Raw genomic sequence first — 14,068 nt, 5'->3', positions numbered from 1 at the left:
GAGCTGGAGTACAGACAGTTCGTGCTGTCCGGACCCGTGCCGACCGCCGTGTTGTTGTTGTACTTCTGGCAGGGGATCACCCTGCGGCTCGGGTCGTTGAGGATCGTGATGCCGCGCAGGGTGGCCACGTCGCCGCGGTTGACGTTGATGCCGACGAGGCGCGCCGTGGTGCCCGTGCCGGTCACCTCGATGTTGCTGAGGTTGACCTTGCGTGTGTACGACGTGGAGCAGTCGCCGCACGAGCGGTAGAGCGTCTTGAACTCGCTGACGGCGAAGTTGGAGATGTTCACCGTGCCGGGACCGTTGTGCTGGAAGACCTTGTCGGCGGCCTTCTTCGCGCCGCCGCCGGTCACCGTGTACGTGGAGCCGCCCCGGAAGGTGGCCGCGTCCTCGCCGACGTCCTCCCACCACACGTTCTGGAGCGTGCAGTTGCCCTCGCAGTGGATGCCGTCGGCGCCGGGTGCGCCGATGATGACGTTCTTCAGCGTGGCGCCGGCCGCGAGCCGGAAGATCGGGTCCTGCCCCTCTTCCTGGCCGTCGCCCGCCAGATTGCCGCTGCCGTAGTACTTCTTCATCCCGCCGTCCACCGTGCCGGAGACGGCGATGGTGGAGCTGACCGGCTGGCTGCCGTTGGGGGTGGGCCAGGTGGCGGCGTGCGCAGCCGGTGCCGTTCCAGTCGTGATCATGCCAACCGTGACGCCGAGTGAGGCGAGTCCGCCGATCAGGGCGCGGCGCCTGGTGTGCCGTGAAGTCATGTCCCGATGCCTTCTACTGAGTGGGGGTTCAGATGCGTCGTGTTCATGTACACGCTTGCTGTTCACCATGCGGAACTGTGAGTGCGTGCAGCGTGGCCGTTTGGGTGAATGCGTCGCGGCTCGGTCACGCTGCTGAACGGAACGTAGAGTGCAAGCGCTTTCTGGTCAACGGTTCGCGCACAACAAATCAGTCAGTCCTGGTCGGAGGCAAGGGCTCTCTGCGCCATCCCGCCCGGCGCAGTCACTCCGCCGCCTCCTTTTCGGAATCCGGATTCCGGGAACCCGCCGGATCAAGAAGTGATCCGCAGCGCGCTGCGGAGATCTGCTCGGGAGGCGACAATAGCCATGGCACACGAGACATCGTCGAGCACGCTGCCCCGACCGCTGCGCATGACGGTCTCCGCGCTCGGCAGGGTGCCCGGCGCCGCGACCGTGGGCAAGGCGGCCGAGGGCGCGCTCGACGTGATCGGCACCGTGTCGCCGCGCGGACGGCGGATCGCGGTGTACACCGGGGCCGGTCTGCTCGGTGTCGCGGGCCTGGTGGAGTGGCCCGTTGCCGTCACCGGGGCGGCCGTGGCCTGGCTGACCCAGCCACGACCCCAGGAACAGCGGGCGGCGCCGGCGACCACCGGCAGGACCGTCACCGCCCAGGCGGCCCCCGACCGGGCCGCCAGGACCGTCACCGCCAAGGCGGCCCCCGACCGGGCCACCACCAAGAAGGCACTGGCCAAGAAGACCCCCACCGACAAGTCGTCCACCGCCCGCCGGGGCCGTCGCACCGAGAACTGAGGGTTGCCATGGGCTTGCTGACACACACCTCGGCCGCCGCGGCCGGTCTCGTCATGGCCGGGCCCCGGCTGCTGGCGCGCGGCGCCGTGCCCGCCGTGAGCGCCGCCGCCGGCGCGGCGGCCGGGACGGCCCGCGCCGGGGTGCGGAGCGCCGACGCCGTCGTCAGGATGACCCGCGTCGCCCGGAACGCGCTGCCGGGCGGCGACGCTCACTGGCGGTCCGGCAAGCGGGCGCATCTGGCCCTGCGGGCCGCGTCGGACCGGGTGCGGCGGGAGGGCGGGACGGCACAGGCCGCGCGGCGGGTGGCCGCGGCCCTCGCGGACCATCCGGAGGTGGCGTACGCCTACTGGGACGGCGGACTGGCCCGCCTGGTGGTGGCCGCGACCGACGAGGCCCTCACCGACCGGGTGGTGGAGAAGGCGACCGCCCTCGCCGAACGGCACGGCCTCGGCCCGGGCGACGAGTCCATCGAGGACATCACCCACCCGGGCGACCCCGGCGGCATCCGCATCGCCGCCGCGGCCCTCCTGGCCGACGCGCTCGGCACCGGCGCCGCGGTCACCGCGTACGCGCTCCGGCTGCCGCCCTCGCCCCGCTTCGTCACCGCCGCCGTCACCCTGCTGCGCGAGAACCCCCGCTTCCGCGGCTGGCTCCGCGACCGCTACGGCCGCGACCGCACCGACCTGATCCTGGCCGCCGTCAACGCCGCCACGCACGGCGCCGGACAGACCCCGACCTCCCTGCTCCTCGACGCGACCCTGCGCTCCTTCCAGCTCGCGGAGACCATGGCCCGGGCCGCCGCCTTCGACACGGTCCACGACCGGCTCTGCTCACCCGACCGCTCCGACGTGCCCCCCGACGCCTGCGCGCGCCCGCCGTTGCGCGCCACCCCCGCCCACGAGTACGCCAACCACGCCGAGACCGGCAGCGTGGTCGGCGCCCTGGCGACCCTGCTGGTCAAGCACGACACCTCCGAGGCCGCCGAAGCCGTCCTCGCCGGCTCCCCCAAGGCCGCCCGCTACGGCCCCGCCGCCTTCAACGCCGTCCTCGGCTGCGCCCTGGCCCGCACCGGAGTCCTCGTGCGCGACCCCGAGCGGTTGCGGCGGCTGGAGACCGCGCGCACCCTCGTCCTGCACCCCAGCGCCCTGTGCACCGGCGACGAGGAGGTCTGCGCGGACGCCTGGACCGAGGCCGTCCTGGACGCCGCCCGCCAGGCCGGCCTGCGCATCGTGGTCGTCGACCATCCCGCCCTGGAGGACTTCACGGCCCTCGCCGACCGCGTCGTACGCGACCGGCCGCTCGCCGACGTGGTGCAGTCGCTGCGCGAACACGGCGGCGTCGTCACCGTCGCCCGACCGGAGTCCGGCGACGACACCGAGGTCTGGAACGGACTGCTCAGCTCCGACGTGGCCGTCGCGCTCGCGGACCGCGACGCGCCCGTGGTGTGGGCCGCGGACGTGGTCGCCCCGGGCGGACTCGCCGACGTATGGCGCCTGCTCATGTCCGTGCCCGTCGCCCGCAAAGTGGGCCGCAGCTCCCAGACGCTGGCCCGCTCCGGCGCCGCGCTCTCCGGGCTGCTCGTCGCCGTCGGCGAGTCCCGGCGCGGCCGGCACAGCCTCCTGCCCGGGCTCAAGCACGCCCCCGTCGACCTGGGCGCCGCGTTCGCGCTGCTGTCCGGAGCGCGCGGCGCCGTCGGCGTGGCGACCACCCGCGCCCCGCACCCCCGCGCGCGGGTGGCCTGGCACGCCCTGCGGCCCTCCGACGTACGGGCCCGGCTGCGCCGCCGCACCGAGGGGGAGCCGTCGGTCGTGGAGCAGGCGACCACCCGCGTCCAGCGGGCCGCCGACGCCGCGGCACGCGTCCCCGCCCTGGCGCCGGCCCGCTGGACGCTGCACCTGGCCCGCGCCGTGCGCGGCGAACTGGACGACCCCCTCACCCCGGTGCTCGCGGTCGGCTCGGCGGCCTCGGCGATCCTCGGCTCGGCCATGGACGCCCTGCTCGTCGTCGGCGCACTCGACCTGAACGCCCTGGTCGGCGGCATCCAGCGGCTGCGGGCCGAACGCGCGCTGGCCGGACTGCTCGCGGAACAGAAGCGCAAGGCCCGCCTCGCGTCGGACGAAACCGGGGACGAGACGACATCCCCGCGCACCGTCGACGCCGCCAAGCTCATCCCCGGCCAGATCATCGAGCTCAAGGCCGACGACGTGGTCCCCGCCGACGCCCGGCTCCTGTGGGAGGACGGCCTGGAGGTCGACGAGTCCGCGCTCACCGGCGAGTCCCTGCCGGTCGACAAGCAGACCGCCCCCACCCCGCACGCACCCGTCGCCGACCGCCGCTGCATGGTCTTCGAGGGCACCACCGTCGTCGCCGGACACGCCCGGGCCGTGGTCGTGGAGACCGGCGACCGCACCGAGGCCTCTCGTGCCGTCTCCCTCGCCGCCCGCAAGCCCCCGTCGGCCGGCGTGCAGGCCCGGCTGCAGGAACTCACCTCCAAGGCCCTGCCGCTGACCATGGCGGGCGGCGCCGCGGTCACCGGCCTCTCCCTGCTGCGCGGCACCCCCATCCGGCAGGCGGTCAGCGGCGGCGTGGCGGTGGCGGTGGCCGCCGTCCCCGAGGGCCTGCCGCTGGTGGCCACGGCCGCCCAACTGGCCGCCGCACGCCGGCTCAGCCAGCGGGGCGTCCTGGTACGGGCCCCGCGCACCCTGGAGGCGCTCGGCCGGATGGACACCCTGTGCTTCGACAAGACGGGCACCCTCACCGAGAACCGCCTCCGCCTGTACCGCGTCACCGACGCCGACGGCACCACCGCCAAGCCCGACGCCGAGACCAGCGCCGAGGTCCTGCGGGTCGCCGCGCGCGCCTGCCCGGTGCTAAACGGCGGCACCGGCCGCCCCGTCCACGCCACCGACGAGGCCGTCCTGGACGCCGCTCAGGAGGACCCCGAGTGGACGCAGACCGAGGGCCTGCCCTTCGAGGCCGCCCGCGGCTACGCCGCCGCCGTGGGCCACACCGGGGACGACGAGCGCATGCTGGTGGTCAAGGGCGCCCCGGAAACCGTGCTGCCCGCCTGCTCCGACCTGCCCGACCACGCCGACGAGACCGCCCACGCCCTGGCCCGCGACGGCCTGCGCGTCCTCGCGGTCGCCCGGCGCAGGCAGCCGACGGACGACGCGGCCACCCTCGAAGAGCCCCTGCGCGACCTGGAGTTCACCGGCCTGCTCGCCCTGGCCGACGTCCCCCGCGAGACCTCGCAGGCGCTCGTGCACGGGCTGCGCGACGAAGGCGTACGGCCCGTGATGCTGACCGGCGATCACCCGCAGACCGCCCTCGCCATCGCCGTGGAACTGGGCTGGCCCGAGGACACGGCCGTGGTCACCGGCGACGAACTCGCCGCCGCCGACCGGTCGGAGCGGGCCCGCATGCTGCACGACGTCGGCGTCGTGGCCCGGGTCGCGCCCGAACAGAAACTCCAGGTCGTCGAGGCACTGCGCGACTCCGGCCGGGTGGTCGGCATGGTCGGCGACGGCGCCAACGACGCGGCCGCCATCCGTGCCGCGGACATCGGCGTCGGCATCAACGCCCGCGGCTCGGCCGCCGCCCGCAACGCCGCCGACCTGGTGCTCACCGACGACGACCTCACCGTCCTCATCGAGGCCATCGCCGAGGGCCGCGCCCTGTGGCACAGCGTCGCCGACGCCATCGCCATCCTCATCGGCGGCAACGCCGGCGAGGTGGGCTTCGGCATCATCGGCACGATCCTCGGCGGATCCGCGCCGCTGTCCACCCGGCAGATGCTGCTGGTGAACCTGTTCACGGACCTGTTCCCGGCGATGGCCGTCGCGGTCACCCCGCACCAGGACGCGAGCGACGAGGAGACCCGGGACGACAAGCCGCTCGGCACCTCCCTGCTCGGCGCCCCGCTGATCGAGCAGATCCGGCACCGGGCGCTGACCACGACCCTGGGCGCGACGGCGGCCTGGCTGATCGGACGGTTCACCCCGGGCACGGCCCAGCGCTCCACGACGATGGCCCTGTGCGCGGTGGTCGGCACCCAACTCGCCCAGACCCTCGCCGACCGCCGCGACAGCCCCCTGGTCCGCCTCACCTCGCTCGGCTCCGCCGCCGCCCTGGTGGCCGTGGTCCAGACCCCGGGCGTCAGCCGCCTGTTCGGCTGCACCCCGCTCGGCCCGATCGCCTGGGCCGGAGTGGTCGCCGCGATCGCGATGGCGCTGGCGGGCCAGCGGGCGCTGCCGCAACTGGAGGAAGCGGTGAAGCGGTTGACCCGCTAGACGACTTTCTCCTTGGGCGTGCCGTCGACCGCCGGCGCAGCCGCCTTCTCGGGAAGGTGGTTGAAGAGCAGGTTCAGCACGATCGCCGTCAGGCATCCCGCGCTGATCCCGCTGTGCATCACCGTCTGGAACCAGTCGGGGAACCGGTTTCCGCCGGAGGTCCGGCTAACCCCGTGGCGAACCGCCCCTCGACGCGTCCAGCAGCGCCTGCCAGTCGGCCAGTTTCACCACGCGCCGGCCCAGGCTCGCTCCCAGCGCCGCCTCCGCCTGCTCGATGGCCTGCCAGCCCTCCCACTCCACCGGCTCGACCCCCTGCGCCCGCAGCGCCGTCAGCGGATCCTCCGGGACGTCCTTGCCTACGAGGAGTGCGGCGTCCTCGATCAGCGACGTCACCGTCTCCTTCGCGCACGGGCGGTTGGTGCCGATGACCCCGGTCGGGCCCCGCTTGATCCAGCCCGCCACGTACTCGCCCGGCGTGACCACCCCGTCACGCAGGACCCGGCCCGCCAGGTTCGGCACCGTGCCGGTCGCCGGGTCGAACGGGAGGCCCTCCAGCGGGACTCCGCGATAGCCCACCGAGCGCAGCACCAACTGCGCGGGGATCACCTCGAATTCGCCGGACCCCGTCACCCCGCCCCGGCCGTCCGGCAGCGTCCGCTCGAAGCGGACCGCGCCCACCCGGCCCTCCTCGGCGAGGAGTTCGACGGGACGCAGGAAGAAGCGCACGCTGATGCGGCGGGCGGCGTCCGTGGCCGGGGTGGCGGACCAGCCGCGCAGCACCTCCACATTGCGGCGCTGGGCGCCGGGCAGGGCGGAGGGGTCGGCCCAGGCAGGGTCGAGAGCGGCCTCCGCCGGGTCCACGGTGACGTCGGTGTCCGGGAGGGAGCCCAGTTCGCGCAGCTCCTTGGTGGTGAAGCGGGCCTGGGAGGGGCCGCGCCGGCCCACCATGGCGATCTCGGTCACCCGGCTCGCGCCCAGCGCGGTCAGCGCCGCCTGCGGCATGTCCGTCGGGGACAGGTCCGCCGGGGCCCGGGCCAGCATGCGCGCCACGTCCACGGCGACGTTTCCCACGCCGATCACCACGGCCGACCGCGCCTCGCGTACGAAACCGTCGTCGATGGCGTCCGGGTGGGCGCTGTACCAGGACACGAACTGCGTCGCCGACCAGCTGCCCGGCAGGTCCTCGCCGGGGATGCCGAGGTGCCGGTCGGTGGCGGCGCCCACGCAGTACACCACCGCGTGGTACAGCGTCCGCAGCCGGGCGGCCGGAATCCCGTCGGGGCCGATCTGCACCCCGCCGAGGAACCGCACCCGCTCGTGCTCGAGAACGGTCCGGAGGTTGTTCTGGAGGGACTTGATCTTCTCGTGGTCCGGGGCCACGCCGTACCGGACCAGGCCGTACGGGCACGGCAGGCGGTCCAGGACGTCGACGCGCACCGCGGGGTCCTGCTGGACAAGACTCTGCGCGGTGTAACACCCGCTCGGCCCTGAGCCGACGACGGCGACATGCAGCACGGCGGAACTCCTCACCCGGGGGATCTCAGGAGAGCGCTGGTGCTTCCAGCATCGCATCCGCGGAGCTGCGCTGACAGGGTGCAGACGCGGAGCGGCTTGCGTGTCCCATCGTATGGAATGTGATGATGCGGTTACGTTCCGTGTGTGCTAGAAGCATCCTTTCTTAATCTTTCTGATCGTTGTCCGACGGACGGCCAGGTGTCCGTGTGGCCCGCGTGGGAAGTGCGGGAGGGCGACGGCGCGACCTCGTGGTTCCAGGTCCGTCTCGCGTTCGCCGACGGCGCCCGGGTCGACGCGCTCGCCGTGGTGTGCGGGGGGCGGGTGTCCATCGAGGACGTACGGGCGCAGCCGGCGCTGTCCCTGCACGACCTGACGGTCCTCGCCGACTGGATCGAGGAGCCGCTGTTCGAGGCGTGCGGTGCGGCCGCGGAGCCGGAGGGCGAGGCCGGGGGCGGCGCGCAGGAACCGGCCGTCTCGCGGCGCGCCCGGCCGGCCTGGCCGCGCGGCGTCGAGGGGCGGTGGCTGGTCGCGCAGGAGTACCGGGCCGCCCAGGAGGAGGGGCTCGACCCCGTCCTCGCGGTGATGTGCGCGACCGGCCACAGCCGCCGCAAGTCGCTCCGCCTGATCTCCCAGGCCCGCGACGAGGGCTTCCTCACCCCGAGCCACGCTCGCCGCTGAGACACGGGTCGGCCCGCCGGGTGGTGTCCGGTGGGCTCCGGCTAGGCCGGCGGTTCCTCTCCCGTGGCGAAGAAGCGGGACAGGTCCGTGGTGCACGCTCCCGGGGCCGCGCCGGGCGCGTCCGGTGGGGTGCCCATCTGCCAGTCGAGCCGGTAGCGCTTGAACAGCTCGGCGCGCAGGACCGGCACGGGCATCGGCGCTCCGGGGACCAGCGCCGCGTACACCGCGCCCATGAGCAGGGCGCGCAGCATCGGGTAGTCGGTGTCGACGCTCGCCGAGCCGTGCCGGGCGCAGGTGTCCCGCAGGAGCTCGGCGAGGCGGCGCTGTTCGGGGCACTGCACGAAGCCCTCGGCCTGGAGGATGCCGGCCATGTGCTGGCGCATCAGCACCGGCCGGTCCCGGGCCAGGCCCAGGATCGCGTCGATGGCCCGGGCCATCCGCTCCCGGCCGTCCTCGGCGCCCGGCTCCTGCTCCAGTGCCTCCTCCAGGGTGCGGTGCATCAGCCGGTGCACCGCGGACTGGACGAGCTGGCGTTTTCCGGGGAAGTAGTACGAGACCAGACCGCGTGCCGAACCGGCCCGGTCCGCGATGTCCCCCAGGGTCGTGGCCTCGTAGCCCTGCTCGCCGACGAGTTCGACCGCCGCGTGCAGAAGCCGTTCCCGGGAACGCCGCCGTAGTTCCTCATTGACCGAGGCGCTTCTAGGGGACATGCTTGACTCCTGCGTTGACTGGCTGCCAGCCAACTATACTCAGCGCAGCCGGTCCGGCTCCGTGCCGACCGGTACGGGTTGCCGCCTGCCTTGGGCGACGCGGGGGATCGCCTAAGGCAGGCGTGCGCTCTGCCCGATGGTGGCCTTGGGCGACTACTCAGGCGCCGATCCCGGAATCCTCGGCCCGGCGGCGTCCGATCAGCTCCAGTACCGGCCGCAGCCCGTCCGGGCGTTCGGCCGCCGGCAGATGGTCCACGAAGTGCACCGCGCACCCCAGCGCCGCGGCCCCGGCGTCCGCCCTGCGGTCGTCGCCGACCATCAGGACGTCGCGCGGATCGGCGTCGAGTGCGGCGCAGGCGGCCCGGAACAGCCGGGGATCCGGCTTCTGGATGCCGTGCTCGAAGGACAGGACGTAGGCGTCCACGTACGGGTCGAGGCCGTGCTCGCGGAAGACCGGCCGCAGGTCCCAGCCGATGTTGCTGATCACCCCGACTCCGATCCCGCGCTCCCGCAGGGCGCTCAGGACGTCGGCGGCGTCGGGGTACGGCTCCCAGGCGGCGGGCGTCATGTGGCGGTCGTAGAGCGTGTCGTGCAGCCGCTCGTCGGGGAGCGTGACGTGCCGGGACAGGCCGGTGTAGGCGGCGCGGTGCAGTTCCTGGCTCTTGTCGCGGACGCCCCAGACGCTAGCGACGCTCTGCGGCAGCCAGGCCGGGCTCGGCCCGCCCGGCAGCGCTCCCATCCGCTCCAGCGCCGCCACTGCCTCGGTCAACTGCGGTTCGTCCAGCTGCAGTTCCCGCTCGGCGAGTGCCCCGCGCAACCAGGACTCGGTGGACTCGACGCGGAAGAGGGTGCCGGAGAAGTCGAACAGGACGGCGGTCATGCCCGCAGCCTAAGGGGCGGACGATCGCCCGCGCGGGTCGACCGGATCGGCGCCCGGCGCCCGGCGGTTGTGGACCACCACCGCCGCGGCCACCAGCGCGGCGCCCATGAGCCAGCCGCCGACGACGTCCGACGTCCAGTGGACGCCCAGCCAGACCCGGGTCAGCCCGACGCCGGCCACGGAGACCACCGCCACCGCCACCGCCGTACGCCACACCGCCGGGCCGACGCCGTGGCGGTGCAGCAGGTAGAGCAGGAGGCCGCACACCATGGTGGCCGTCATGGCGTGACCGGAGGGGAAGGCGGCGTAATGGGCGGAGTCGACGGGGTCGGGCCAGACGGGGCGGGCGCGGTCCACGGCGGCCTTGAGGCCCTGCTGGAGCGCGGTGCCCACGAGGGTGCTGAGCGCGAGCCAGAGCGCTGTCCAGCGGGCCGCGTGCCGCCACAGCAGCCACACCACCACGACCGCGCAGAGGATGCGCATCGTCCATGGATCCCAGACCCAGTCCGTCAGGATCCGGCACGTCTGCGTCAGCCCCGAATCGGCGACCGCCCAGCGGTGGGTGGTCTCGGCGATCTCGCCGTCGAGGGTCATCAGCGGGTGGTACCGGACCGCGACCAGCGCCAGCAGCAGTGCGGAGCACAGGGTGAGCACGCCGGCCCAACGGGTGGCGGGCCTGCGGTCGGTCGGCCGGGGTGGGGAGTCCACGGACTGGGTGTGCATACTGCGATACTCCCCGACTTCCGCCGCGGCAAGCCACCTCCGGCGCTCACATGGTCAACAGCATCGCGACCATGGCGATCCCCATCGACAGCCGGCACGCCCGCGCCAGCTCCGGCCGGTCGCCGATGGGCGCGGCGCCGCCGCCCGCGCCGGCCGGGACCAGCCGGACGCCGGTCAGCAGGACGTACCCGGTGAAGTAGAGCAGGAGCGTGCCCGTGACGAGCGGGACGCCGGAGGCGCCGTGGCCGGGGGAGGCGGCCATTGCAACCGCCATGTAGACCATGGCCGAGGCGCCGACCAGATGGTGCAGATGGTGTGCGCTCGCCCGCGCCGCCCACAGCGCGCGCAGGGCCGCCGCGCCGAAGACGGCCGCATAGGCCGGCCAGGCCCACGACGGCGGGGTGAACACCGCGGCGGGCACGGCCATGGCGGCCATGCCGAAGCCCATCAGCGCCTCGCCGCCCGCGGCCCGGCGCTGTTCCTCGACGGTGCTGCGCATGCGCAGCACGCAGTAGGCGCCGGTCGCCGCGCAGAGCGCGACGAGCAGCCAGCCGGGCGAAGCCGGTAGATGCACACGCCCTCCCCGCTCGACGGTTGCCGGGCAGTCGCCCGCGGTCGGTCGGAGAATGCCCGGGCCATCCGGCGCGCACGCAAGCGCAAGGGTGTACATGGGGTGCACTCGGGGGAGCACGGCAGGTCAGGCTGTATCTTTTACAAGTAAAACACCTGCTAAGGTTTTGGCACATGAGCAGTGCGACCCCCTCCCGACGTCTTTCCCTGGCCGGCGCGCTGCGCCTCGACCGTCCCTCGGAGATCTGGTTCAAGCCCGCCCTGAGCGTGGTCGCCGCGGTCGCCCCGCCCAACCTGACCCTGCTGGCGCTCGGCCGCCTGGATCTGGCGCTGTACACGATGGCCGGATCCCTGTGTGCGCTGTACGCCCACAACCGCCCCTACGCCGCCCGGGCCCGCGCGCTCGCCCGGGTCGTCGCGGGCATGCTCGGCGGGCTCGCCGTCGCGCTGGTCACCGCCTCGCTCACCGGCAGTGCGGCCGTGCTGGTGGCCGTCGGCGCCCTGCTGGCGGCGGCCCAGAAGGCGCTGTGCGACGCCGGCCGCATCGGCCCGCCCGGCAACGTGGTGCTCACCTTCATCAGCTCCGCCGCCCTCTTCGCGCCCCAGACCCTCGCCCAGGTCCCCGGCCATCTGCTCCTGGCCCTCGCGGCCGGTGCCTGGGCCTGGGCCGTGGGCATGGCGCCCGGTCTGGTCCGCCCCCACGGCCCGGAGCGCCGGGCGACGGCAGCCGCGCTGAACGCCGCCGCGTACGCCGCCACCCGGGACGGCCGTACCCGTGACCTGGCCGCTGCCGCGGTCCAGGCGGCCTGGCAGTCGCTGCTGACCGCGGGCCGCCGCTCGGCCACCCGGCGCGCCCTGGAACGCCTCGTCGTCCGCGCCGAGGTCGCCCTCGCCGCCCCCGCCGACAGCGACCCCGAACGGTTGCGCGGCTGGGCCCGGGACCTGCGCGGCACCGGCCCGGTACCCCGCACCGGCCACGCGGACGCCGGAGAACTGCCCGGCATCGCCGCCGAGTCGGCCGTAGCGCACGAACCCCTGTGGCACCGGCTGCGTCCGGTGGCCCCGCTCGCCGCGCGCACCGCCCTCGGCTGCGCCCTCGCCGGATACGCGTCCCTCGCCCTCGGCATCGGCCGCCCCTACTGGGCGCTGGTCACCGCCGCCGCCCTCTACCAGGCAAGCCTCGGCCTCACCTGGAGCCGCAGTGTCCAGCGCGTCGTCGGCAACCTCGCGGGCGTCCTGCTCTTCGCCGCCCTCGCCCCGCTGGCCCACCTCGGCCAGGCCGCCCTCGTCCTGTGCTGTCTCGCCCTGAACTTCGGCGCCGAGGCGCTGATCAGCCGCAACTACTGGCTCGGCAGCGTCTGCGTGACCCCGATGGCGCTGCTCGTCACGGAGTTCACCGGTTTCCAGGAACCCGGCATGCTGATCGCCGAGCGGGTCGTGGACACCCTGGTCGGAGCGCTCGTCGGCTTCGCCGCCGCCCTCCTCGTCACCGACCGGCGCACGGCCGACCGCGTCGAGGGGGCGCTGACCGCCGTCGAACACGCCCGCGAGCGCGCCGCCCGGCTGCTCGCCGAGCCGCGTCCCGCCCCCGCCGCCCTGGCATCGGCCCACCGCTCCCTCGCCGCCGCACTGGTCGAGCTGCGCGCCACCGCCGACGCCGCCGCCGGCGAGTGGGGGCGCCGCGCCCTGCCCCAGGAGCGGGTCGTGCTCGCCGAACAGGCCGGACACCGTACGCTCGCGGCGACCACCCGGCGCCGGGCAGCACGCCCGGACCACAGCACTACGGAGGGCGTACGGCCATGACGGCAGCCGAATCGGCAGGGGCACGAGGCGGGCGGGACGACACGGTCGCCGCCGTCGTCCGGCAGTGGCGGGCCGTCCACCCCGGCCTGGACACCGGCCCCATGGAGATCATCGGCCGTATCAACCGCTGCGCCGCCCTGCTCCAGCAGGCCGAGGACGCCCCGCTGCGCCGGGCCGGTCTCAGCCGACCCGAGTTCGACCTGCTCGGCGCGCTGCGCCGCACCGGACGCGAGCTGACCCCCGGCGAGCTGGCCCGCGAGACCTTCTCCTCGGGCGCCGCCGTCACCAAGCGCCTCAAGCAGCTCACCGAGCGCGACCTGGTCGAGCGCCGCCTGGACGCCCGCGACCGCCGCGTCTCCCACGTCCGTCTCACCGACGCCGGACGCGACCTCGTCGACGGCATCCTCCCCGAGCAGCTCGCCTACGAGAGGGCCGTCCTCTCCGACCTGGAGGCGCCGGGCCAGAAGGAACTGGCCGCGCTCCTCGGTGAGCTGCTGATGCGTCTCGAGGGACGGCTGGGGGCCGTGCGGGTCTGACGGCCACCGTGACCCGGGGGCGCCGGACGTCGTCCTAGTCCTCGTAGTCCGCGGCGCGGTACACCCCGAACATCGCGCCCTGCGGGTCCCGCAGCACCGCGATCCGGGGGCCCTCGGGCACCGAGACCGGCTCCATCAGGACGGTGCCGTGGGCCCGGGTCGCGGTGTCCGCCGCGTCGTCGACGTCCGCCACGGCGAAGTACGGCAGCCAGTGCGGGGGCACCTCCGGCGGGAACTTGTCGTCCATCGTGACCATGCCGCCGAAGTCGGCGCCCTCGATGCCCCACTGGGTGTAGGGCCCGGAGGCGTTGACGCTCCAGCCGAACAGCGTCGTGTAGAAGTCCACGGCGCGCTCCGGGGCCCGGGTCATCAGCTCCACCCAGCCCAGGGAGCCGGGCGCGTTGAACAGGCCCGCACCCGGGAAGGAGCGGGGCTGCCACATCTGGAAGGCGGCCCCGGCCGGGTCGAGGACCACCGCGAACCGGCCCACGTCGAAGACGTCCATGGGGCCGACCAGTACCGCGGCGCCGGCCGCCTCCGCCCGCGCCGCGGCGGCGTCCACGTCGGTCACCAGGAAGGACACGTTCCAGGCGACGGGCTGGGACTCCTGGTACAGCGGGCTCAGCGCGGCGACCGCGTGGTCCCCGAGGTGGGCCACGGTGTAGCCGCCCGCGTCCTGGCGCGGGTCCGTCTCGGGGCGCCAGCCGAAGAGCCGGGTGTAGAACCGCTTGGCGGCGTCGAGATCGCTGGTGCCCAGCTCGGTCCAGCAGGGCCCGCCGGTCACCGGCCTGTCGAGCTTCATGGCGTTCCTTCCACGAGG

At 74.3% G+C, this 14,068-nt stretch carries 12 protein-coding genes and 1 pseudogene; 5 read left to right on the top strand and 8 right to left on the bottom strand.

Annotation, left to right across the window (positions count from 1 at the left end; all coding sequences use genetic code 11):
• The coding region (locus M8H82_RS12025; protein WP_250073058.1) for a pectate lyase at positions 1-755 on the bottom strand (755 nt) is incomplete at its 3' end.
• Positions 756-1,100: 345 nt separating this feature from the next.
• Between M8H82_RS12025 and M8H82_RS12020 the strand changes: the two genes are divergently transcribed.
• Both M8H82_RS12020 and M8H82_RS12015 read left to right on the top strand, forming a co-directional pair.
• Positions 1,101-1,544, top strand: a complete 444-nt coding sequence (locus M8H82_RS12020) for a hypothetical protein (protein WP_250073057.1) — start codon at positions 1,101-1,103, stop codon at positions 1,542-1,544.
• An 8-nt stretch (positions 1,545-1,552) separates the two neighbouring features.
• Positions 1,553-5,833 carry a cation-translocating P-type ATPase gene (locus M8H82_RS12015; protein ID WP_250073056.1) on the top strand — a complete coding sequence of 1,427 codons (4,281 nt, stop codon included), beginning with the start codon at positions 1,553-1,555 and terminating at the stop codon, positions 5,831-5,833.
• Here M8H82_RS12015 and M8H82_RS12010 read toward each other — a convergent pair.
• Positions 5,830-5,979: pseudogene (locus M8H82_RS12010) on the bottom strand (purine permease); the annotation flags it as partial. The gene M8H82_RS12015 and the pseudogene M8H82_RS12010 overlap by 4 nt on opposite strands.
• Before the next feature lie 19 nt (positions 5,980-5,998).
• A complete protein-coding gene (locus tag M8H82_RS12005) occupies positions 5,999-7,348 on the bottom strand; it encodes an FAD-dependent oxidoreductase (RefSeq protein ID WP_250073054.1) in 1,350 nt (449 codons plus the stop codon).
• A 198-nt stretch (positions 7,349-7,546) separates the two neighbouring features.
• On the opposite strand from M8H82_RS12005, the gene M8H82_RS12000 reads away from it, so the two are divergent.
• Complete coding sequence (locus tag M8H82_RS12000) at positions 7,547-8,026, top strand: DUF6214 family protein (RefSeq protein WP_250073052.1); 480 nt, start codon at positions 7,547-7,549, stop codon at positions 8,024-8,026.
• Positions 8,027-8,067: 41 nt separating this feature from the next.
• On the opposite strand, the gene M8H82_RS11995 is transcribed toward M8H82_RS12000, so the two are convergent.
• The 4 genes from M8H82_RS11995 to M8H82_RS11980 form a co-directional block, all read right to left on the bottom strand.
• Positions 8,068-8,736 carry a TetR/AcrR family transcriptional regulator gene (locus M8H82_RS11995; RefSeq protein ID WP_250073050.1) on the bottom strand — a complete coding sequence of 223 codons (669 nt, stop codon included), beginning with the start codon at positions 8,734-8,736 and terminating at the stop codon, positions 8,068-8,070.
• Positions 8,737-8,893: 157 nt separating this feature from the next.
• A complete protein-coding gene (locus M8H82_RS11990) occupies positions 8,894-9,616 on the bottom strand; it encodes an HAD family hydrolase (RefSeq protein ID WP_250073048.1) in 723 nt (240 codons plus the stop codon).
• 9 nt (positions 9,617-9,625) lie between these two features.
• A complete protein-coding gene (locus tag M8H82_RS11985; RefSeq protein WP_250073046.1) occupies positions 9,626-10,339 on the bottom strand; it encodes a phosphatase PAP2 family protein in 714 nt (237 codons plus the stop codon).
• Positions 10,340-10,385: 46 nt separating this feature from the next.
• Positions 10,386-10,913: a DUF5134 domain-containing protein gene (locus tag M8H82_RS11980; protein ID WP_250073044.1), complete on the bottom strand. Its 528-nt coding sequence runs from the start codon at positions 10,911-10,913 to the stop codon at positions 10,386-10,388.
• Between the two features lie 170 nt (positions 10,914-11,083).
• Here M8H82_RS11980 and M8H82_RS11975 point away from each other — a divergent pair, with 170 nt between their 5' ends.
• Together M8H82_RS11975 and M8H82_RS11970 are read left to right on the top strand one after the other, a co-directional pair.
• On the top strand, positions 11,084-12,712 hold the full coding sequence (locus M8H82_RS11975; protein ID WP_250073043.1) for an FUSC family protein: 1,629 nt from the start codon (positions 11,084-11,086) through the stop codon (positions 12,710-12,712).
• Positions 12,709-13,248, top strand: a complete 540-nt coding sequence (locus tag M8H82_RS11970) for a MarR family winged helix-turn-helix transcriptional regulator (protein ID WP_250073042.1) — start codon at positions 12,709-12,711, stop codon at positions 13,246-13,248. The genes M8H82_RS11975 and M8H82_RS11970 overlap by 4 nt, the downstream gene beginning before the upstream one ends.
• A 34-nt stretch (positions 13,249-13,282) precedes the next feature.
• On the opposite strand, the gene M8H82_RS11965 is transcribed toward M8H82_RS11970, so the two are convergent.
• Positions 13,283-14,050: a VOC family protein gene (locus M8H82_RS11965; protein WP_250073041.1), complete on the bottom strand. Its 768-nt coding sequence runs from the start codon at positions 14,048-14,050 to the stop codon at positions 13,283-13,285.
• Positions 14,051-14,068: the final 18 nt, after the last annotated feature.

It is taken from the genome of Streptomyces sp. YS415 (genome assembly GCF_023544665.1).
Lineage (GTDB): Bacteria > Actinomycetota > Actinomycetes > Streptomycetales > Streptomycetaceae > Streptomyces.
This window is presented reverse-complemented; position numbering and strand designations above follow the sequence as displayed.